The organism is Pseudomonas sp. NPDC087614, from assembly GCF_044743485.1.
Classification (GTDB): Bacteria; Pseudomonadota; Gammaproteobacteria; order Pseudomonadales; family Pseudomonadaceae; genus Aquipseudomonas; species Aquipseudomonas baetica_A.
Genome location: NZ_JBIUWN010000090.1, coordinates 1 through 20,010, shown reverse-complemented (window position 1 = coordinate 20,010; position 20,010 = coordinate 1). Strand labels below are relative to the sequence as shown.

At 59.6% G+C, this 20,010-nt stretch carries 16 protein-coding genes and 2 tRNA genes; 15 read left to right on the top strand and 3 right to left on the bottom strand.

Going from position 1 to position 20,010, the window contains the following annotated elements:
- The coding region (locus ACIOWA_RS24225) for a cold-shock protein (RefSeq protein WP_401162321.1) at positions 1 to 146 on the top strand (146 nt) is incomplete at its 5' end.
- Between the two features lie 154 nt (positions 147 to 300).
- Here the strand turns inward: ACIOWA_RS24225 and ACIOWA_RS24220 are convergent.
- On the bottom strand, positions 301 to 1,308 hold the full coding sequence (locus ACIOWA_RS24220; RefSeq protein ID WP_221731464.1) for a DUF481 domain-containing protein: 1,008 nt from the start codon (positions 1,306 to 1,308) through the stop codon (positions 301 to 303).
- 163 nt (positions 1,309 to 1,471) lie between these two features.
- Here ACIOWA_RS24220 and ACIOWA_RS24215 point away from each other — a divergent pair, with 163 nt between their 5' ends.
- The 4 genes from ACIOWA_RS24215 to ACIOWA_RS24200 all read left to right on the top strand — a co-directional run bounded on the left by ACIOWA_RS24215 (position 1,472) and on the right by ACIOWA_RS24200 (position 6,244).
- A complete protein-coding gene (locus ACIOWA_RS24215; protein ID WP_339430615.1) occupies positions 1,472 to 1,825 on the top strand; it encodes an MGMT family protein in 354 nt (117 codons plus the stop codon).
- Positions 1,826 to 1,868: 43 nt separating this feature from the next.
- On the top strand, positions 1,869 to 3,428 hold the full coding sequence (locus ACIOWA_RS24210) for an AmpG family muropeptide MFS transporter (RefSeq protein ID WP_339430614.1): 1,560 nt from the start codon (positions 1,869 to 1,871) through the stop codon (positions 3,426 to 3,428).
- 129 nt (positions 3,429 to 3,557) lie between these two features.
- Positions 3,558 to 5,273 carry a proline--tRNA ligase gene (locus tag ACIOWA_RS24205; RefSeq protein WP_339538886.1) on the top strand — a complete coding sequence of 572 codons (1,716 nt, stop codon included), beginning with the start codon at positions 3,558 to 3,560 and terminating at the stop codon, positions 5,271 to 5,273.
- A 17-nt stretch (positions 5,274 to 5,290) separates the two neighbouring features.
- Positions 5,291 to 6,244 carry a hypothetical protein gene (locus ACIOWA_RS24200; protein ID WP_401162318.1) on the top strand — a complete coding sequence of 318 codons (954 nt, stop codon included), beginning with the start codon at positions 5,291 to 5,293 and terminating at the stop codon, positions 6,242 to 6,244.
- Between the two features lie 109 nt (positions 6,245 to 6,353).
- On the opposite strand, the gene dinB is transcribed toward ACIOWA_RS24200, so the two are convergent.
- Positions 6,354 to 7,415: a DNA polymerase IV gene (gene dinB / locus ACIOWA_RS24195; RefSeq protein WP_339430611.1), complete on the bottom strand. Its 1,062-nt coding sequence runs from the start codon at positions 7,413 to 7,415 to the stop codon at positions 6,354 to 6,356.
- A 280-nt stretch (positions 7,416 to 7,695) separates the two neighbouring features.
- On the opposite strand from dinB, the gene ACIOWA_RS24190 reads away from it, so the two are divergent.
- The 4 genes from ACIOWA_RS24190 to ACIOWA_RS24175 all read left to right on the top strand — a co-directional run bounded on the left by ACIOWA_RS24190 (position 7,696) and on the right by ACIOWA_RS24175 (position 12,283).
- Positions 7,696 to 7,772 (top strand) — tRNA-Met (locus tag ACIOWA_RS24190).
- Between the two features lie 221 nt (positions 7,773 to 7,993).
- Positions 7,994 to 8,070, top strand: a tRNA-Met gene (locus ACIOWA_RS24185).
- Positions 8,071 to 8,348: 278 nt separating this feature from the next.
- The gene (mprF, locus tag ACIOWA_RS24180; RefSeq protein ID WP_401162316.1) at positions 8,349 to 10,988 is read left to right on the top strand and encodes a bifunctional lysylphosphatidylglycerol flippase/synthetase MprF; all 2,640 of its coding nucleotides are present in this window, start codon (positions 8,349 to 8,351) and stop codon (positions 10,986 to 10,988) included.
- Complete coding sequence (locus tag ACIOWA_RS24175; RefSeq protein ID WP_339464405.1) at positions 10,988 to 12,283, top strand: AcvB/VirJ family lysyl-phosphatidylglycerol hydrolase; 1,296 nt, start codon at positions 10,988 to 10,990, stop codon at positions 12,281 to 12,283. Before mprF ends, ACIOWA_RS24175 begins: the two co-directional genes overlap by 1 nt.
- Before the next feature lie 69 nt (positions 12,284 to 12,352).
- Here ACIOWA_RS24175 and ACIOWA_RS24170 read toward each other — a convergent pair whose 3' ends face one another.
- Positions 12,353 to 14,254, bottom strand: coding sequence for a potassium transporter Kup (locus ACIOWA_RS24170; RefSeq protein ID WP_339430608.1), 1,902 nt, complete (start codon positions 14,252 to 14,254; stop codon positions 12,353 to 12,355).
- A gap of 289 nt (positions 14,255 to 14,543) precedes the next feature.
- On the opposite strand from ACIOWA_RS24170, the gene rimO reads away from it, so the two are divergent.
- The 6 genes from rimO to tsaA all read left to right on the top strand — a co-directional run bounded on the left by rimO (position 14,544) and on the right by tsaA (position 19,771).
- Positions 14,544 to 15,881, top strand: coding sequence for a 30S ribosomal protein S12 methylthiotransferase RimO (rimO, locus tag ACIOWA_RS24165; protein WP_075946795.1), 1,338 nt, complete (start codon positions 14,544 to 14,546; stop codon positions 15,879 to 15,881).
- A 218-nt stretch (positions 15,882 to 16,099) separates the two neighbouring features.
- Positions 16,100 to 16,573 carry a GNAT family N-acetyltransferase gene (locus ACIOWA_RS24160; RefSeq protein ID WP_339430607.1) on the top strand — a complete coding sequence of 158 codons (474 nt, stop codon included), beginning with the start codon at positions 16,100 to 16,102 and terminating at the stop codon, positions 16,571 to 16,573.
- Positions 16,574 to 16,764: 191 nt separating this feature from the next.
- Entirely contained in the window at positions 16,765 to 17,475 is a 711-nt protein-coding gene (locus ACIOWA_RS24155) for an rRNA pseudouridine synthase (protein ID WP_339430606.1), read from the top strand.
- A 72-nt stretch (positions 17,476 to 17,547) separates the two neighbouring features.
- Positions 17,548 to 18,015, top strand: coding sequence for a DUF1456 family protein (locus ACIOWA_RS24150; RefSeq protein WP_339430605.1), 468 nt, complete (start codon positions 17,548 to 17,550; stop codon positions 18,013 to 18,015).
- Between the two features lie 130 nt (positions 18,016 to 18,145).
- Positions 18,146 to 18,916: an SDR family oxidoreductase gene (locus ACIOWA_RS24145; RefSeq protein ID WP_339430604.1), complete on the top strand. Its 771-nt coding sequence runs from the start codon at positions 18,146 to 18,148 to the stop codon at positions 18,914 to 18,916.
- A gap of 156 nt (positions 18,917 to 19,072) precedes the next feature.
- Entirely contained in the window at positions 19,073 to 19,771 is a 699-nt protein-coding gene (tsaA, locus tag ACIOWA_RS24140) for a tRNA (N6-threonylcarbamoyladenosine(37)-N6)-methyltransferase TrmO (RefSeq protein WP_339464364.1), read from the top strand.
- Positions 19,772 to 20,010: the final 239 nt, after the last annotated feature.

The window sequence follows — 20,010 nt, the reverse complement described above, 5'->3', positions numbered from 1 at the left end:
CTCGACAATCCGGTGACGACCTGTTCGTTCACTTCAAAGCTATCCAATCCGACGGCTTCAAAAGCCTGAAAGAAGGCCAACAGGTTTCTTTCATCGCTACCCGCGGTCAGAAAGGCATGCAAGCTGAAGAAGTACAAGTTATCTAACTTGTAGCTTCTTTAGAAAAGAGCCCCGCCCTTAAAAGCGGGGCTTTTTTGTGGGCGCTTGTTTTCCAGGCGCAAAAAAAGATCGCAGCCCGCAGCAACTCCTACGCTGATTCTTTGTAGGCGCCGCCGCAGGCTGCGATCTTTTGCTTTTGCCTTACCAGGCCACGCCAAAGCCTGCGGTGTAACGTGTCTTGCTCAAATCGGCATCATCGGTACCGCTGATGATGTCGCGCTCAGCCTTGAGATTCAGCGAAGCCCAGTCGGTAACCTTGTAGCGCAGCCCCATTTCGGCATCCAGCGCGTAATCCGCCACACCGGACAACGGCTTGCCGACCTCACCGTTAGTGAAGAACTCGACCTTCTTGCCAATCAGGTAGCGGTTGTAGTCCCACTTCATCGCGACGGAGTAAAAGTTGTCCTTGCTGCCATCGCTGTATTCATAGTCCGTCCGGTTCAACAGCGAGCCGAGCGAGAACGCACCCAATTCGTCATCCCAGAACTGGTAGCCGGGGCCGGTACCCACGACTCGCTGACGTGACAATTCCTCGACGTGATCGCGTTTGTAGTTCAGGCGCCCCTGCCAGAACCACTGATCAGTCAGGAACCGGTCGAGTGCATACTCGGCGCGCCAGTTGTCGGTGGTGGTCACGTCATTCTGCACTTCGCGGTTGTATTCGCCTTCAGCGGTATGACGCCAGCGCCCATGACGCGCAGAGGTCTTGAAGCCGATGTCGTAATCATCAGTGTCCTTTTCGGCGCGCTGATAATCGAGTGCCAGGTCGACATTACCCTTCCACACCAGATCCTCGACCACCGGCTTGGGCTTGAGAATTTGCTGAATGCTCGCCAGCTCCACGGTTTTCGGCGCTTCGCCGTTGGCCAGCGTGACCTTTCCGTCGCCGGCAGCGGTCAGCGATTTGGCTTTCTCACCGTTATAGGCGTCCTGTTTGACCAGCAACTCCTGGTCACTTTCCAGGGTCTTGACCTCTTTCCAGTTGATCGAGACCGCGCCAGCGTACTGGGTCTGAACCAACAGCTTACCGCCATCGAACAGGGTGATTTTACCGCTCAACTTGTCGCCGTTCTTCATCCAGACGGTGTCGGCAAGCAGGGGCGTGGACGCACTGAAAACAGCAAGGCACAGCAAGGTTCTGGAAAACATAAGCGAATCGAGGGCTCAAGTTTGCGAAAAAGTTCGGCATTATCCGTAGGAATAAGACCCTGACAAGGACTGACCGGACTATTTCTATTGAGTTCATTTCTCAACTGCACGGTCTGCATTTACCCTTGAAAATATCGAACGAACACATTCAGGAACCGCGGACGTGACAGACCTGATTCACGAAAACGAGAGCGAAGCGCAAATCCGACGCACGGCGCTCTACTCGACCCTCGCCCAAGTGCCCGAGGGCAAGGTCGTCAGCTATGGTCAATTGGCTGACCTTGCCGGGCTGGGGCGTGCCGCGCGCTGGGTCGGGCGCACCCTGAGTCAATTGCCCGGCGACACCAAACTGCCCTGGCACCGCGTATTGGGCGCCGGCGGTCGGATCAGCCTGCCGGCAGGCAGCCCATCGGGCGATGAACAACGTGCGCGTTTGCGCATGGAAGGCATCACCATCCTGAACAATCGTGTGGATATTCAGCGCCATGGCTGGCGTCCGGTAGAGCACAGCGGTTAGAGTGCGCGCTTTGTTTTCGCAATCTTGAGGCAGACTTCAGCCCATGCCCCGTAAAACCTGGCGCGCCGCGCTCGCCGCCTATGCCAGTCCTTCGACACTCGTGCTGTTGCTGCTGGGTTTCGCCGCCGGCCTGCCGTACATGCTGGTGTTTTCAACGCTTTCCGTCTGGCTGCGTGAGGCCGGCGTGGCCCGGGAAACCATTGGTTACGCGAGCCTGATCGGCCTGGCCTATGCGTTCAAATGGGTCTGGTCACCGCTGCTCGACCAATGGCGCCTGCCCTTGCTGGGCAAGCTTGGCCGTCGCCGCTCGTGGCTGGTGCTCTCGCAGGTGCTGGTGATTCTGGGCCTGATCGGCATGGGTTTCTGCGATCCGCAGAAGCATCTGTCCTGGCTGATCGCCATCGCCGTTGTCGTCGCCTTCGCTTCCGCCACCCAAGACATCGCGGTGGATGCCTATCGCCTGGAAATCGCCGACGACAGCCGCCAGGCAGCACTGGCCGCCAGTTATATGTCTGGCTATCGCGTCGCCGCCCTGTTGGCGACCGCTGGCGCATTGTTTTTCGCCGAAGGCTTTGGCTCGACCGGTTTCAACTACAAACATTCGGCCTGGGCTGGCACGTATGCGCTGTTCGGCGCGCTGATGATTCCCGCCCTGCTCACGACCCTGTTCATGCGTGAACCGCCAGTGCCGCTGCGCACCCAATTGCAGGCCGGTCGCTACACCTTCATGCACCAATTGATGTCGGTATTGGTACTGATCATCTTGTTGGTGTCCGTGCCGGCGATGTTCACTCAGTTGTACAACACCGATTTCGCCAGCGTGCTGTTTGAAGGCGTCAGCCCGCTGGACCTGCTGCTCGAAGACCGCGCTTTCCTGCGCGCCATTCTCTACACCTTGCTCACCTGGATGTGCCTGTCGGCCATGGGACGCCGTGGGCTTGCGCCCGTGCTGACGCCCGTCAACGACTTCATCCTGCGCTACCGCTGGCAAGCCCTGTTGTTGCTCGGGCTGATCGCTACCTATCGGATGTCCGACACGGTCATGGGCGTGATGGCCAACGTGTTCTACATCGACCAGGGCTTCACCAAGGATCAGATCGCCAGCGTCAGCAAGATTTTCGGCCTGATCATGACCCTCGTGGGTGCGGGCATGGGCGGCCTGCTGATCGTACGCTTCGGGATTCTGCCGATCCTGTTTATCGGTGGCGCGGCCTCGGCAGGCACCAACCTGCTGTTCCTGATGCTGGCCGACATGGGACCGAACCTTAAGATGCTGGTGGTGACCATTTCCCTCGACAACTTCAGCTCGGGCCTTGCAACTTCGGCGTTTGTTGCGTACCTGTCGAGCCTGACCAACCTGAAATTCTCCGCAACGCAATACGCCCTGCTCAGCTCGATCATGCTCCTGTTGCCGCGCCTCATTGGTGGGTATTCCGGGGTCATGGTGGAGAAGTTCGGTTACCACAACTTCTTCCTCATCACCGCATTGCTCGGCGTACCGACACTGGTGCTGATCGCCCTGCACTGGTTCCAGGAAAGCCGTCGCGAAGGCCCGACACCGACGCCGGAGCCCGTGCCGACGCCGGTTGCGGAAGAATCGTAAGACGTTTCGCCAACGGCGGGAGGAATCCCGCCGTTACCCCACTGCACTGACCACACTTCTGTACGGCAGCAAAACTCGCCGGTACACTGCTCCGTCATTTCCAGTCATAGCAACCGACAACGGCCAACCATGCGCACCAGTCAATTTTTGCTCGCCACACAGAAAGAAACGCCTTCCGATGCGGTCGTGATCAGCCATCAGCTGATGCTGCGCGCCGGCATGATCCGCAAACTCGCCTCGGGCCTGTACACCTGGCTGCCCATGGGCCTGCGGGTTATGCGCAAGGTTGAAGCCATCGTTCGCGAAGAAATGAACGCTGCCGGCTCTCTGGAAGTGTTGATGCCGAGCACCCAACCGGCCGAGCTGTGGCAGGAATCGGGCCGCTGGGAAGAATACGGCCCTGAGTTGCTGCGCATCAAAGACCGCCACGGTCGCGACTTCTGCGCGGGCCCGACCCACGAAGAAGTGATCACCGATCTGATGCGCAACGAGTTGAGCAGCTACAAACAGCTGCCCATCAACCTGTACCAGATCCAGACCAAATTCCGTGACGAAATCCGCCCACGCTTCGGTTTGATGCGCGGCCGCGAATTCATCATGAAAGACGCCTACTCGTTCCACGCCGATCAGGCTTCGCTGCAGGTCACTTATGACCGCATGCATCAGGCGTACTGCAACGTGTTCACGCGTCTGGGCCTGAAGTTCCGCCCTGTCGAGGCTGACAACGGCTCGATCGGCGGCGCCGGTTCCCACGAGTTCCACGTACTGGCCGAGTCCGGCGAAGACGACATCGCCTTCAGCAACGGCTCCGACTATGCGGCGAACATCGAGAAAGCCGAAGCTGTGCCACGGGAAACTTCCCGCCCTGCACCGACTCAAGAGCTGCGTCTGGTGGACACTCCGGACACCAAGACCATTGCTGCACTGGTGGAAAAATTCAATCTGCCGATTGAAAAGACCATCAAGACCCTGATCGTGCGCGCCGAAGAAGAAGGCAAACTGATCGCTCTGGTGATCCGTGGCGACCACGAACTCAACGAGATCAAAGCCGCCCAGCAACCCGGCGTTGCCAGCCCGCTGGTCATGGCGACCGACTCCGAACTGCGTGACGCCATTGGCGCCGGTGCCGGTTCCCTCGGCCCACTGAACCTGCCGCTGCCAATCATCATCGACCGCTCGGTCGAGCTGATGAGCGACTTCGGTATCGGCGCGAACATCGATGACAAGCACTACTTCGGCGTGAACTGGGAGCGAGACCTGCCGGTTCCGACCGTGGCTGACCTGCGCAACGTGGTGGCGGGTGACCCAAGCCCGGACGGCAAAGGCACGCTGGAAATCAAGCGCGGCATCGAAGTCGGTCACATCTTCCAGCTGGGCAACAAGTACAGCAAAGCAATGAAGTGCGAAGTGCTGGGCGAGAACGGCAAGCCAGTGACCCTGGAAATGGGTTGCTACGGTATTGGCGTGTCCCGCGTGGTGGCTGCCGCCATCGAGCAGAACAACGATGCAAACGGCATCATCTGGAGCGACACCCTGGCGCCGTTCCAGATCGCGCTGGTACCGCTGCGTTATGAAACCGAACAGGTGCGCGAAGCCACTGACAAGCTGTACGCAGAACTGACTGCGGCCGGTTTCGAAGTGCTGCTGGACGATCGCGACAAGAAAACCAGCCCGGGCATCAAGTTCGCGGACATGGAACTGATCGGCATTCCACACCGCATCGTGGTCAGCGACCGCGGCCTCGCCGAAGGCAACCTGGAATACAAGAGCCGTACCGAAGGCGAGGCACAAGCGCTGCCGGTGGCTGACGTATTGTCCTTCCTTCAGGCCCGTATCCGCCGCTGAAACCAGATAGAGACGTCATGTTCAAGCGAAACACCTTAGGCCTCGGTGGCACCGCCCTGTGCGGTGCCCTGCTGGTCAGCGGCTGTGCCAATCACATGTCACAGCGCAGCGAGCACGAAGAGCGGGTCGAGCGCAAACTGCTCGATCACAGCCTGCAGATCGATGTCGGTGAGCCTAAGGTGCTTGAGCTGCCGCAGCGACGCGTGAAGATCAACGAGCAGAAAACGTTCGAAGTCACCGAGTTCGACGTCACCCGTCGTTATGATCGCTACACGCCTTACCAGCCCTGGCGGGAAATCTACGAGATCCCGCTGGGTGTGGTGGCCGTGGTCGGTGGCGTCGGCGCGAACGTGGTCAACGTATTCGCGCTCGGCAACTTGCCGGACAGCGTGACCAAGGATTGGCTCAGCTACGGCTTCGCCGGACTCAACCCGTTCATGAACGTGCAGTCCAACGGTCGTGCGCAACAGAACCTGGCCGGCATCGATGAAGTCCAACGCGACAAGCGCACGGAGTATTCGAGCCTGCCGTGGAGCGAGCGCCCGGTACAAGTCAAGGCTGGCAAACAGACTTTCGACATGACCACCGACCGCAACGGCGTGCTGCGTCTCAATCTGCTGGACAGTCCGTTCGCCGAAAATGACCTCAATCATGTCGGCAAATTGCAGATCAGCGTCGAAGACGCCAACGATGACGTGCACTCTGACTCATCCCTGGTGATCAGCAGCCACCTGCGTGGCAAGCTGCTGGAAGCCCACGGGCTGATTTACGACGACCTTGAAGATGACGAAGTGAGCCAGTGGGTGCACCGAGTCAAACGTCTGTCGGAACTGGGCCTGGAAGAAGAAGCCAGCGAACTGGAACAAAGCCTGATCGAACTGACGCGTAACGATCCCGAGTTGCAGGCTGAATTTCTCAAGTCCTTGACCAAGGATGCGGGACGCCTGGTGGCTGATCCAGGATCTAATTAAAAGCTGAAAGCATCGCGGGCAAGCCCGCCCCTACATTGGATCTGTGTCTTGCACAAATTCCCTGTGGGAGCGGGCTTGCCGCGAAGGCCGCCCCATATTCATCGCAAAACTACCGCTCAAACAATTCCATCTGCTCAAACCCGCCACGCAAATCCTCAAGCCTCACGCCAACCCCCAGCAAACGTACCGGTTTGCCACCCCGATTGAACGCCTGCGTGAGCATCAACTGATAACTGCCAAGATCCCGCCCTGCCCCGGCCTGCTCCAGCGTGGTCTGGGTAAAGTCGTGGAATTTCACTTTGACGAACGGTTTGCCCGGGCGATAACTGCTATCGATTCGCGCCATACGGGTTTTCAGGGTTTCCAGAAGCTCTGGCAGCTTATCCAGGCAACTGCGCAGATCCGGCAGGTCAACATCGTAGGTATTTTCCACGCTGATCGACTGACGGCGACTGTCATTGTGGACCAGCCGCTCATCAATCCCACGGGCAAGACTCCAGAGTCGCTCGCCAAAACTGCCGAACTCGCGCACCAGCGCCAGCTTGTCCCACTCGCGCAATTGCATACAGTCGACGATGCCGAACTTGCCCAGCTTGTCGGCGGTGACCTTGCCGACACCGTGCAATTTGCTTACCGGCAAGCCGCTGACAAAATCTTCGACCTGATCCGGCGTAATCACGAACAAGCCATTGGGCTTCTTCCAGTCACTGGCGATCTTCGCCAGAAATTTGTTCGGCGCCACGCCTGCAGAAACAGTGATGTGCAATTGATTGGAGACGCGACGGCGGATGTCTTGGGCGATGCGCGTGGCACTGCCACCGAAATGGGCACTGTCCGACACATCAAGGTAGGCCTCATCCAGCGACAGTGGCTCGATCAGATCAGTGTAATCGGCAAAGATTGTATGAATTTCCTTTGAAGCTTCTCGATAGGCGTCCATGCGCGGTTTGACGATGGTCAGGTCCGGGCACAGCTTCAGGGCATGCCCCGATGACATGGCCGAGCGCACACCATAGGCACGCGCCTCGTAATTACAGGTGGCAATCACCCCGCGCCGATCTGCCGACCCGCCCACCGCCAACGGTTTGCCGGCCAAGCGCGGGTCATCGCGCATTTCGATGGCGGCGTAGAAACAGTCACAGTCGACGTGGATGATTTTTCGCTGAGTCATGTCAGAAAAGGAAACGTGGCGAACCGGATAAGCAGTATCTCACTGACAACTGTATATAGCACCAGTGGTCTGAATGTTCTTTTCCATCTGTAGGAAAAGCCCTATGAATTTATTTTCTCAATCGAAAATCGACAACCAATAGAGCCGAAAGCCTTGTCCCACCTGACCTGTAGCGTGTTCCAACATCCCAATAAAACGCTAACCGATTGAACCTCAACACTTTTTATCCGGATTGAAGGTTGACAGCCCAGCGATCCTCTGTAGAATGCCGACACACAGACGCGGGATGGAGCAGTCTGGTAGCTCGTCGGGCTCATAACCCGAAGGTCGTCGGTTCAAATCCGGCTCCCGCAACCAAACATCAAAAAAGGCTACTCGAAAGAGTGGCCTTTTTTGTGCGTGCGTGTTTTTCAGTTTCAGCCCTCGCAGCCATGACAACCGTCAAACAGGAATTCGTTTCGTTTCCGAAACTTAACGCGCCACCTGCGACCGTTTGGCGCGATTCCACACTTATTTGACCCTTTACGGAATTAGCGGTTGACACCTCGCCGTTCGCCTGTAGAATGCCGCCACACAGACGCGGGATGGAGCAGTCTGGTAGCTCGTCGGGCTCATAACCCGAAGGTCGTCGGTTCAAATCCGGCTCCCGCAACCAAACATCAAAAAAGGCTACTCGAAAGAGTGGCCTTTTTTGTATCTGTGGAAAAAGTCCTTTCGCAACAATGATCTGTCACAGTGCAGTGAATCGTCCAGGATCATCAGGCCCACCGAGTTGCGACTATGCTTGAGTCGCGAACAAGACGTCTGCCATCCATGACTGCCCTCGCCGATACCCGGTGAGAGGCGTAGTATTTTGTGATTATTTTTTTCTACAGGGATTGGTAACTTGGCTGGATACCTCCATCCTGTCGCGCACAATCCAAGAGGTGATTGATGCGCGCCAACTCGTCTGATCCACAAGACACCGTCACAGCGGAACACCCGATCAAACCCGAGCGTTTGCGCTTGCTGGATCGGTTAAGCAAATACCGGCAACCGATTGGCCTGGCGGTCACGTTGCTGTTGTTTACCATTGCGCTGATTGCCTGTCGTCATCTGCTCGCCGAGCTCGATCTCGATGCCTTGCATGACTCGATTCTTGCCGTGCCCACACCCGCCCTCCTCGGTGCATTCGCCGCGACCGTGGTCGGCTTTATTATTCTGCTGGGTTACGAATGGTCGGCCAGTCGCTATGCCGGCGTGACATTGCCACCGCGCACACTGGCGCTCGGCGGTTTCACCGCGTTTGCGATTGGCAATGCCATCGGCCTGTCGATGCTGTCCGGCGGTTCGGTTCGCTATCGTTTATATGCACGACTGGGCCTGGGGGCGTCGGAAGTCGCGCACATGACCTTGTTCGCCAGCCTGTCGCTCGGCTGCGCCCTGCCCCCGCTGGCGGCTCTGGCGACCCTGAGCGATCTGCCCGCCGTCTCTCAGGCACTGGGCTTGTCCGAGGGACTGCTGGGTACGATCGCTGCGACTGTGCTGCTGCTCGGCGCAATCCTGATGATCGGCATCTATCGTCGTCGCCTGCCGGAACAACCGTATCGTGACAACCTGCTGGTCAAGGCCGGCCGTCGCACCTTGCGCCTGCCGGGTCGACGCCTGACTTTCCTGCAACTGCTCATCACCGCTCTCGACGTCGCCGCTGCTGCGACTGTCCTGTATCTGTTACTGCCCGAAAGCCCACCGTTTGGCGCGTTCCTGCTGGTGTACCTGCTGGCGCTGGCCGCTGGCGTACTCAGCCATGTGCCAGGCGGTGTCGGCGTATTCGAAGCGATCCTGCTGGCCGCGTTTGCCGACAAACTCGGTGCCGCACCACTGGCCGCTGCGTTGCTGCTCTATCGCCTGATCTACGTGGTGCTGCCGCTGCTGGTCGCCTGCGTATTGCTGTTGATCAATGAAGGCCAGCGCCTGTTCCAGACCCAGACCATGCGCGCGGCGTCCGGTCTGGCGGCGCCGATTCTGGCGGTGCTGGTGTTTCTGTCCGGCGTGGTGCTGCTGTTCTCCGGTGCCACACCCGAGATCGACACGCGCCTGGAGCACATCGGTTTCCTGATCCCTCATCGTTTGGTCGACGCTTCGCACTTCGGCGCCAGCCTGATCGGTGTGCTCTGTCTGATGCTGGCTCAGGGCCTGCGCCGTCGCCTCTCAGCCGCGTGGATGCTGACCACCATTCTGTTGCTTGTCGGTGCCCTGCTCTCGCTGCTCAAAGGCTTCGACTGGGAAGAAGCCACGCTGATGACACTCACTGCCGCGTTGCTGGGTGTGTTCCGTCGCTCGTTCTATCGCCCAAGCCGCCTGACCGAACTGCCGTTCTCGCCGCTGTATCTGGTGGCCAGCCTCTGCGTGCTGGGCGCCTCGACCTGGCTGCTGTTGTTCGCCTATCAAGACGTACCGTACAGCCATCAACTGTGGTGGCAGTTCACCCTCGACGCCGACGCACCACGCGGCCTGCGCTCGCTGCTCGGCGCGGCGGTGCTGTTGCTGGTGATCGCACTGACCTGGCTGCTGCGCACCGCGCGCCCGGTGATTCATTTGCCGACGCCGGACGAAATCGATCGCGCGGCGAAGATTCTGATGGCGTCCTCGCAACCCGATGGCGGCCTCGCGCTGACCGGTGACAAGGCGTTGCTGTTCCACCCCAACGACGAAGCGTTCCTGATGTATGCCCGTCGTGGTCGCAGCCTCGTGGCGTTGTACGACCCCATCGGCCCCGGCCAGCAACGCGCCGAGATGATCTGGCAGTTCCGCGACCTATGCGACATCCATCACGCTCGCCCCGTGTTCTATCAAGTACGCGCGGAAAACCTGCCGTACTACATGGACATCGGCCTGACCGCGATCAAGCTTGGCGAAGAAGCCCGGGTCGACCTGCATCGCTTTGACCTGGAAGCCAAGGGCAAAGAGATGAAGGATCTGCGCTACACCTGGAACCGTGGCACCCGCGACGGTCTGTCGCTGGAAATCCACGAGCCGGGGCAAGCGCCGATGGATGAGCTCAAGGTTATTTCCGATGCCTGGCTGACCGGCAAGAATGTACGCGAGAAAGGTTTCTCCCTCGGCCGTTTCAGCGACGATTACCTGAAGCATTTCCGCATTGCGGTGATTCGCTTCGAAGGTCGTCCGGTGGCGTTCGCCAATCTGCTCGAGACCTACAGCCATGACTTGGCCAGTCTCGACCTGATGCGCGCGCACCCGGAGGCTCCCAAGCTGACCATGGAATTCATGATGGTCGGCCTGATTCAACATTATAAGAGTCACGGATACGCGCGCTTCAGCCTGGGCATGGTGCCGTTGTCGGGGTTGCAACCTCGACGGGGTGCACCGTTGACCCAGCGTCTGGGCTCGATGGTTTTCCGCCGTGGTGAGCAGCTGTACAACTTCCAAGGCTTGCGCCGCTTCAAAGACAAGTTCCAGCCTGACTGGGAACCCCGTTATATGGCCGTGCCCGCCGGACTGGATCCGCTGGTGGCGCTGGCTGATACTGCCGCCCTGATCGCGGGCGGCTTGACTGGATTGGTGAAACGCTGATGATTCAACGCTCCCTGAAGTACATCCTGGCCGCACTGATTGTGCTGGCCGTGATTGCCGGCGGCGGTTACTGGTACCTCAAACGTCCGGCACCGGAACCGACCCTCGAACAACTCACGCCCGTCGATGGCCCGGCCATGACCCGTGTGATTCCCGGCACCCAGCCCAAGGCTCAGGTGCTGGTGGCCGTCAATGACGACCAGAAACTCAGTGAAAAGCAACTGACCACCCTGAGCCGCAGCGCTTCGGCGCAGATCGTTCAGGTGGTTCTGCCCCAGGACTGCCTGCTGCAAAGCCGCGCCCTGCAGACGGGTCTGCGCGAACTGAACGGCCCGGCCACCCTGGTCAGCGGCATCGGCCCTGGTGCGGTGCTGGCGTGGCGGTGGTTGTCCGAGCAGAAGGACGACAAGGCCCAAGCCGTATCGGTTGGCCTGGCGCTGGAAAAACCCGGCTGCACCCACCTGCTGCCTAAATCCGCTGCCCACGGCCACTGGCTGGTGGCATGGAACGACAACCCGGACGACACCAGCGCCGGTTTCGTGCGCGATCAACCGAACGCCGAAACCAGTATCAGCGACTACGACATCAACCTGCCGCAAGTGCTGAACAACGAACTGCGCAAAATCCTCGTCGGCGGCGACAAGGCCAACGGTGGTCTGGCGATCCCGGTGGTTGAAGTCCCGGCCGGCCAGGCCAAAGACACCGTCACCCTGTTCCTGTCGGGTGACGGCGGCTGGCGCGACCTCGACCGGGACGTAGCGGGCGAAATGGCCAAGATCGGCTACCCGGTGGTCGGCATCGACACCCTGCGCTACTACTGGCAGCACAAGAGTCCGGAGCAAAGCGCGCTGGACCTGACCGAACTGATGCAGCACTACCGGCAGAAATGGGGCACCAAGCGCTTCATCCTCACCGGTTACTCGTTCGGTGCCGATGTCTTGCCGGCGATCTACAACCGCCTGCCTGAAACCGAGCAGCAACGCGTCGACGCCATCATCCTGCTGGCCTTCGCCCGCACCGGCAGCTTCGAGATCGAAGTCGAAGGCTGGCTCGGCAACGCCGGCAAAGAAGCCGCCACCGGCCCGGAAATGGCCAAGCTGCCAGCGGCCAAGGTTGTGTGCATCTACGGTGAAGAAGAGGCCGATGAAAGCGGCTGCACCGACAAGACAGCCGTCGGCGAAGCAGTGAAACTGCCGGGTGGTCATCACTTCGATGAGAACTATCCGGCACTGGCCAAGCGCTTGGTGGACTTGATCGAGAAGCGTCAGGCTGCGGGCAAGGTGGCTGAAGAGTGATCTGAAGCGCACCCAACAAAAAGCCCCCGTAACTTTGCAGTTGCGGGGGCTTTTTACATTCCAGTGGGCTTACATCTCTACCTGCGTCCCCAACTCAATCACCCTGTTCAGCGGCAAATTGAAGAACCTCAAGTTCCCGTTGGCGTTCTTCAACATGAACGCGAACAGCGCTTCACGCCAACGCGCCATCCCCTCAAGTTTCGAGGCAATCACCGTTTCACGGCTGAGGAAGTAAGTGGTGCGCATCGGGCTGAAATCCAGCTCGTCCAGATGACACAACTTCAGCGCTTGCGGCACGTCCGGCTCGTCAGTGAAGCCAAAGTGCAGGATCACCCGGAAGAAGCCCTCTCCGTAGGCATCCACTTCGAAACGCCGTTGCGGCGGCACCCGCGGGATGTCTTCGTAGACCACGGTCAACAACACCACTTGCTCGTGCAGCACCTGGTTGTGCAGCAGGTTGTGTAACAGCGCGTGGGGCACGGCGTCGGGGCGCGCAGTGAGGAACACGGCGGTGCCCTGGACTCGATGCGGCGGTTGCACACGAATGCTGCTGATGAAGATGGGCAGCGGCAAGGCGCCTTCGTCGAGACGCTCGACCAGCAACTGCTTACCGCGCTTCCAGGTGGTCATCAACACGAACAAGGCGATACCGGCAATCACCGGAAACGCACCGCCCTGCACGATCTTCGGCACGTTGGCGGCAAAGTACAGGCCGTCCACCAGCAGGAAACCGATCAGCACCGGCACCGCAAGGATCGGTGGCCATTTCCACAGCAGCAGCATGACGGCCGACACCAGAATCGTGGTCATCAGCATGGTGCCGGTCACCGCCACACCGTAAGCCGAGGCCAGTGCGCCGGAGGATTCAAAGCCCAGCACCAGCAAGACCACGCCAACCATCAGCGACCAGTTCACGGCACCGATGTAAATCTGGCCCTGCTCGTCGCTGGAGGTGTGCTGGATGTACATGCGCGGGATGTAACCGAGCTGGATCGCCTGACGGGTCAGGGAGAATGCACCGGAAATCACCGCTTGCGAGGCGATCACGGTCGCCAGCGTTGCCAGCCCCACCAGCGGAATCAGTGCCCAGCTTGGTGCCAGCAGGTAGAACGGGTTACGCGCCGCTTCCGGGTTTTCCAGCATCAAGGCGCCTTGACCGAAGTAGTTGAGCACCAACGCCGGCAGCACCAGCAGGAACCAGGCACGGGCAATCGGCTTGCGGCCAAAGTGGCCCATGTCGGCGTAAAGTGCTTCGGCACCGGTCAGCGCCAGCACCACCGCGCCGAGGATTGCCACGCCCATGCCCGCATGCACCATGAAAAACCGTACCGCCCACACTGGATTCAGCGCATACAGCACCTCCGGCGTGTGGCTGATGCCGTACACGCCAAGGGCGCCGAGCACCAGAAACCAGGTGACCATGATCGGCCCGAAGAGAATACCGATCCGCGCCGTGCCGTGACGCTGGATCAGGAACAACCCGACCAGCACCACCAGCGACAACGGCACCACCCAATGGTCGATGCCTTCAAACGCCAGACCGACGCCTTCAATCGCCGACAGCACGGAAATCGCCGGCGTGATCATGCTGTCGCCGTAAAACAGCGCCGCACCGATCAGCCCGCAAACCACCAGCAATGAACGCAATTTCTTGCGCTCGCCCGCCGCTCGCCGTGCCAGTGCGGTGAGCGCCATGATCCCGCCCTCCCCCTGGTTGTCGGCGCGCAGCACGAACATCATGTATTTGATCGAGACGACCCAGATCAGCGACCAGAAAATCAACGACAAAATGCCCAACACCCCGTCGTGATTGACGGGCACACCGTAACCGCCGGAAAACACTTCTTTGAGGGTGTACAACGGGCTCGTGCCGATGTCGCCGTAAACCACCCCGACCGCCGCGACCAGCATGCCGATCGGCTTTGCCGTCGAATGCTCGGCGCCCGCCGCCTGACTACTTGCCTGCCCCATCCAACACTCCTGATTCCCAGACCGGCTACTTCGAATGAAACACTATGTTGTGTGGTGCAGCATGCGCTGTTTTACTTGCTGTTACAGATGATTTGTTGACTGTAAAAATTTGGCAAGGCCCAACGGCGCGAAGCATAGCGCAGCACTCGTCGTATTTCCCGGCATAAAGCTGGTCAAGTGCGTTGCACGCCGCTAGAATTGCGCACTTTTTGATCAGAGGCGCCATTCAAGCGCCCGTCTCTCGATTCCTGCGTCAGGCAATCGATGTCACAAAATACCGAGGTTAGACATGTCCACCACTCCTGCGCCGGCCAATCCAAAGGTTGGCTTTGTATCTCTGGGTTGCCCGAAAGCACTGGTCGACTCCGAGCGCATCCTGACCCAGCTGCGTATGGAAGGCTATGACGTGGTGTCCACCTATCAGGACGCCGACGTCGTGGTCGTCAACACCTGCGGTTTCATCGATTCGGCCAAGGCTGAGTCTTTGGAAGTGATCGGCGAGGCGATCAAGGAAAACGGCAAGGTCATCGTCACCGGCTGCATGGGCGTGGAAGAAGGCAACATCCGCGACGTACACCCGAGCGTGCTGGCCGTGACCGGCCCGCAGCAGTACGAGCAAGTGGTCAATGCCGTGCACGAAGTCGTGCCGCCGCGTCAGGATCACAACCCGCTGATCGACCTGGTGCCGCCGCAAGGCATCAAGCTGACGCCGCGCCACTACGCCTATCTGAAAATTTCCGAAGGCTGCAACCACAGTTGCAGCTTCTGCATCATCCCGTCGATGCGCGGCAAACTGGTCAGCCGTCCGGTCGGTGATGTGCTGGACGAGGCTCAGCGCCTGGTCAAATCCGGCGTCAAAGAGCTGCTGGTGATCTCGCAAGACACCAGCGCCTACGGCGTCGACGTGAAATACCGCACCGGGTTCTGGAACGGCGCGCCGGTAAAAACCCGCATGACCGAGCTCTGCGAGGCCCTGAGCACCCTCGGGGTCTGGGTGCGTCTGCACTACGTTTACCCATACCCGCACGTTGACGAGCTGATCCCGTTGATGGCCGCCGGCAAGATCCTGCCGTACCTGGACATCCCGTTCCAGCACGCCAGCCCGAAAGTGCTGAAGTCGATGAAACGCCCGGCCTTCGAAGACAAGACCCTGGCACGCATCAAGAACTGGCGCGAGATCTGCCCGGACCTGATCATCCGTTCGACCTTCATCGTCGGCTTCCCTGGCGAAACCGAAGAAGACTTCCAGTACCTGCTGAACTGGCTGACCGAAGCGCAGCTCGACCGCGTCGGCTGCTTCCAGTACTCGCCGGTTGACGGCGCTCCGGCCAACGATCTGGATCTGGACGTGGTGCCTGACGACGTCAAGCAAGATCGTTGGGAGCGCTTCATGGCGCATCAGCAAGCGATCAGCTCGGCGCGCCTGCAAATGCGCATCGGCCGTGAAATCGAAGTGCTGGTGGACGAAGTCGACGAACAAGGCGCCGTCGGCCGCTGCTTCTTTGACGCCCCGGAAATCGACGGCAACGTGTTCATCGACAACGGCAGCAACCTCAAGCCGGGCGACAAGGTCTGGTGCAAAGTGACTGACGCTGACGAATACGATCTGTGGGCTGAACAGATCTAAGCACCACGCAGTACCTGTGGGCGGGCTTGCTCGCGAGTACGTCGTATCAGTCGACAAATCCGGTGACGGATACACCGCTTTTGCGAACAAGCCCGCTCCCACAGGGCAATAGTGTCGTATTGAAAAGCCCCGCTCTTTTTACGAGATGCGGGGCTTTTTTAGGTCTATCGTTTGTGGGGGGAAGGACTCCCATCACACCTGACAAGAGGCTACCGGGCATGCGTCACCATTCGGTCATCCACACACCGAAACTCAGCGACTATCAGGAACTGACCCGGGTCTGGGAGGCCTCGGTCCGCGCGACCCATGATTTTCTGCCGGACAGCTACATCGAACTGTTGCGCAATCTGGTGCTGACTCGCTACCTCGACGCGGTGATGCTGATCTGCACCAAGGATCGCGAGCAACGCATTACCGGTTTCGCCGGTGTTGCGGCAGGCAAGATCGAAATGCTGTTCATTGATCCCGACCATCGCGGCCAGGGTCTGGGCAAAAAACTGCTGAATTACGCCATGCAGCATTTGAACGCCGACGAACTCGACGTTAACGAACAGAACCCACAGGCGCTGGGGTTTTACTTCAAGCAAGGTTTTGAAGTCATCGGCCGCTCGCAAGTCGATGGCATGGGCCAGCCGTATCCTTTGCTGCATATGCGCTTGCGGCAGAACCCGCAGCGCTCGCAACACGGCTGATGCAACACAGAACAACCTGTGGGAACGGGCTTGCTCGCCAAAGCGGTGGATCAGCAGCCTTGGCGTCAACAGATACTGCGCACTCATGAGCAAGCCCGCTCCCACCCTCAATTAACCGCCTGTAAATGGAACCGGGCTTAACCGGCGCCACACAGGTACAATGCCCACCCCTTTTTTGTTACGGCCCTGTCATGACTGACCCGATTCGCCTCTCCAAACGCCTCATCGAACTGGTGGGTTGCTCCCGCCGCGAGGCCGAGCTGTTCATTGAGGGCGGCTGGGTCACCGTGGACGGCGAAGTGATCGACGAGCCGCAATTCAAGGTCGGCGACCAGAAGGTCGAACTCGACAAGGACGCCAAAGCCACCGCACCGGAGCCGGTGACCATCCTGCTCAACGTGCCGGCGGGCATGGATGCGGACAGCGCGATGCAGACACTGAGTGCTGAAACCCTCAGCCAAGAGCACCGCTTCAGCAAACGCCCGTTGCGTGGCCATTTCCTGCGCCTGACCGCCAGCACCGACCTGCAAGCCAAGGCCAGCGGCCTGCTGGTGTTCACCCAGGACTGGAAGATTCTGCGCAAGCTCACTGCCGACTCGGCCAAGATCGAGCAGGAATACATCGTTGAAGTCGAAGGTGACATGGTCGCTCACGGCCTTAACCGCTTACAGCACGGCCTCACCCACAAGGGCAAGGAACTGCCGCCGGTCAAGGCCAGTTGGCAGAACGAAAACCGCCTGCGCTTCGCCATGAAAAACCCGCAGCCGGGGATCATCGCCCAGTTCTGCGAAGCGGTTGGCCTCAAGGTTGTCGGCATCCGTCGCATCCGCATCGGCGGCGTCTCGATTGGCAAGGTTCCGGTCGGTCAATGGCGCTACTTGTCCGGCAAAGAGAAGTTCTAAAGCTTCGATTGCCGCCACACATTCCGGCATTGCGCCCGCGCGATGCCCACAACGTTTATCAGGATTACCCACATGATTCATAACGACGTTTTGCGCAGCGTGCGCTACATGCTCGACATCAGCGACAAAAAAGTCGTCGAAATCATCAAACTCGGCGGCATGGACGTGGACCTCGCTGACGTAATCACCTGGCTCGACAAGAAGGAAGAAGACGAAGAAGGTTTCGTGCGCTGCCCGGACGAAGTCATCGCGCACTTCCTCGACGGCCTGGTGATCTTCAAGCGTGGCAAGGACGAAAGCCGTCCGCCGCAGCCGATCGAAGTGCCGGTGACCAACAACATCATCCTGAAAAAGCTGCGCGTGGCCTTCGAACTGAAAGAAGACGACATGCATGCCATCCTCAAGGCTGCCGAGTTCCCGGTGTCCAAGCCCGAGCTGAGCGCGCTGTTCCGCAAGGTCGGCCACACCAACTACCGCCCGTGCGGCGACCAGTTGCTGCGCAACTTCCTCAAGGGCCTGACCCTGCGCGTTCGCACCTGATCGCTCTTCAGCGGCGGCGATATCCAATCGCCGCCGCTGCGCATGACCGTTCATTCCTTGCAAAAATAGTGGCTCCGCTTTTCGCGGTTGACGACTAGGGTGTACTCATCCCTAGCCCTCAGGACTTGCCATGCACCCGTACTTTTCCCTGAAAGGCCGCACCGCTCTGGTGACCGGCGGCACCCGTGGTATCGGCAAAATGATCGCCAAGGCGTTTGTCGAGGCCGGCGCCCATGTGTACGTCTGCTCCCGGGATGCAGAAGCCTGTCATCAAACCGCCGAAGAACTCAGCGCCCTGGGCATCTGCCATGGCGTGGCGGCGAATCTGGCGATTGAACAAGGCGTCCAAGAACTGGCCGCGCGACTGGGCGAGCAGATCACCCATCTGGATATTCTGGTGAACAATGCCGGCACGACCTGGGGCGCCCCGCTGGAGAGTTACCCGGTCAAGGGCTGGGAGAAAGTCATGCAGCTCAACGTGACGTCGGTGTTCACCTGTATCCAGCAGTTTCTGCCACTGCTGCGCAAAGCGGGGTCGGCGGCCAATCCGGCGCGGATCATCAATATCGGCTCGGTGGCCGGAATGTCTTCTTTTGGTGAGCAGGCGTATGCCTATGGGCCGAGTAAAGCGGCTTTGCATCAACTGTCGCGGATTCTCGCGCGCGAACTGGTGAGCCAGCACATCAACGTCAACGTGATTGCACCAGGTCGGTTTCCGAGCAAGATGACCCAGCATATTGGCAATGATCAGCAGGCGTTGGCCGAGGATACGGCGCTGATTCCGATGAAGCGCTGGGGGCGTGAGGAAGAGATGGCGGCCTTGGCTATCAGTCTGGCGAGCACCGCCGGCGCTTATATGACGGGGAATATCATTCCGCTGGATGGTGGTTTCAACCTCTGATATCGGCGGCGCGGCCCTCGCGAGCAGGCTCGCTTGCACATTTGCAATGCGTTCTCTGTGTGGAGCTTGCTCGCGAAGAGGCCAGCCCTGCCAGCACCCGTCTTGAGGCATGCCGGGGTATCATGCCCGCCCTGACCCCGCTTCTGACTCTAAACCATGACTTACAGCGTCTCCCCCATCGGCTTCGTGCGCTCCTGCTTCAAGGAGAAGTTCGCCATCCCTCGTCAGCCACAACTGGCCCCCGCCGCCCGTGGTGTGCTGGAACTGGTGGCGCCGTTCGATCAGGGGGACGCGGTGCAGGGGCTGGAGCACGTCAGCCACATCTGGTTACTGTTCCTCTTCCATCAAGCGCTGGAAGAAAAACCGCGCCTGAAGGTCCGCCCGCCTCGCCTGGGCGGCAACAAGTCGATGGGCGTGTTCGCCACCCGCGCCACCCATCGCCCGAATGGCATCGGCCAATCCGTGGTGAAACTGGACAAGGTTGAAGCTCATCGCCTGTTCATCTCCGGCATCGACTTGCTTGATGGCACGCCGATCCTCGACATCAAACCCTACGTGCCTTACGCCGACATCATCAACAGCGCCTCCAACAGCATCGCCAGCGCCGCGCCGCAACTGATCGACGTGCAGTGGACGGACAGCGCGCTGCAACAGGCGCATGCCCACGCGCGACGCCTTGCCGAGCCACTGGTCGAGTTGATCGAGCAATGCCTGGCCCAGGATCCGCGCCCGGCCTATCAAACCCCGGCGCCGGAACGCGAATACGGCGCGCAATTCTGGGATCTGGATGTGCGCTGGCATTACCCGACGCCTGCGCAGATTTGCGTCCTAGAGGTCATCCCCGCCGAAGCATAAACCCCGAAAACGAAAAAACCCGCGTGACCTTCTCAGGCACGCGGGTTTTTTACTGTCACACCACAAACCCAATGTGGGAACGGGCTTGCTCGCGAAGGTGGCGTGTCAGTCAACACAACGGCTGAATGTTCCGCCCTCTTCAGGAGCTCGCTTGTATGGTAGGACTTGAAGGGAGGAGGAGGGACAAGGCTCGATTCTGACTGTTAGCGCAGTACAGACCGTGGGAGATTTCACCCTCC

Excerpts from the sequence above, each read along its gene's own strand:
- ACIOWA_RS24200 (WP_401162318.1), top strand. The coding sequence starts at position 5,291 with ATGTTCAAGCGAAACACCTTAGGCCTCGGTGGCACCGCCCTGTGCGGT.
- ACIOWA_RS24150 (WP_339430605.1), top strand. The coding sequence starts at position 17,548 with ATGATTCATAACGACGTTTTGCGCAGCGTGCGCTACATGCTCGACATC.
- ACIOWA_RS24155 (WP_339430606.1), top strand. The coding sequence starts at position 16,765 with ATGACTGACCCGATTCGCCTCTCCAAACGCCTCATCGAACTGGTGGGT.
- ACIOWA_RS24220 (WP_221731464.1), bottom strand. The coding sequence starts at position 1,308 with ATGTTTTCCAGAACCTTGCTGTGCCTTGCTGTTTTCAGTGCGTCCACG.
- ACIOWA_RS24160 (WP_339430607.1), top strand. The coding sequence starts at position 16,100 with ATGCGTCACCATTCGGTCATCCACACACCGAAACTCAGCGACTATCAG.
- ACIOWA_RS24205 (WP_339538886.1), top strand. The coding sequence starts at position 3,558 with ATGCGCACCAGTCAATTTTTGCTCGCCACACAGAAAGAAACGCCTTCC.
- dinB (WP_339430611.1), bottom strand. The coding sequence starts at position 7,415 with ATGACTCAGCGAAAAATCATCCACGTCGACTGTGACTGTTTCTACGCC.
- ACIOWA_RS24210 (WP_339430614.1), top strand. The coding sequence starts at position 1,869 with ATGCCCCGTAAAACCTGGCGCGCCGCGCTCGCCGCCTATGCCAGTCCT.
- ACIOWA_RS24145 (WP_339430604.1), top strand. The coding sequence starts at position 18,146 with ATGCACCCGTACTTTTCCCTGAAAGGCCGCACCGCTCTGGTGACCGGC.
- rimO (WP_075946795.1), top strand. The coding sequence starts at position 14,544 with ATGTCCACCACTCCTGCGCCGGCCAATCCAAAGGTTGGCTTTGTATCT.
- ACIOWA_RS24170 (WP_339430608.1), bottom strand. The coding sequence starts at position 14,254 with ATGGGGCAGGCAAGTAGTCAGGCGGCGGGCGCCGAGCATTCGACGGCA.
- mprF (WP_401162316.1), top strand. The coding sequence starts at position 8,349 with ATGCGCGCCAACTCGTCTGATCCACAAGACACCGTCACAGCGGAACAC.
- ACIOWA_RS24175 (WP_339464405.1), top strand. The coding sequence starts at position 10,988 with ATGATTCAACGCTCCCTGAAGTACATCCTGGCCGCACTGATTGTGCTG.
- tsaA (WP_339464364.1), top strand. The coding sequence starts at position 19,073 with ATGACTTACAGCGTCTCCCCCATCGGCTTCGTGCGCTCCTGCTTCAAG.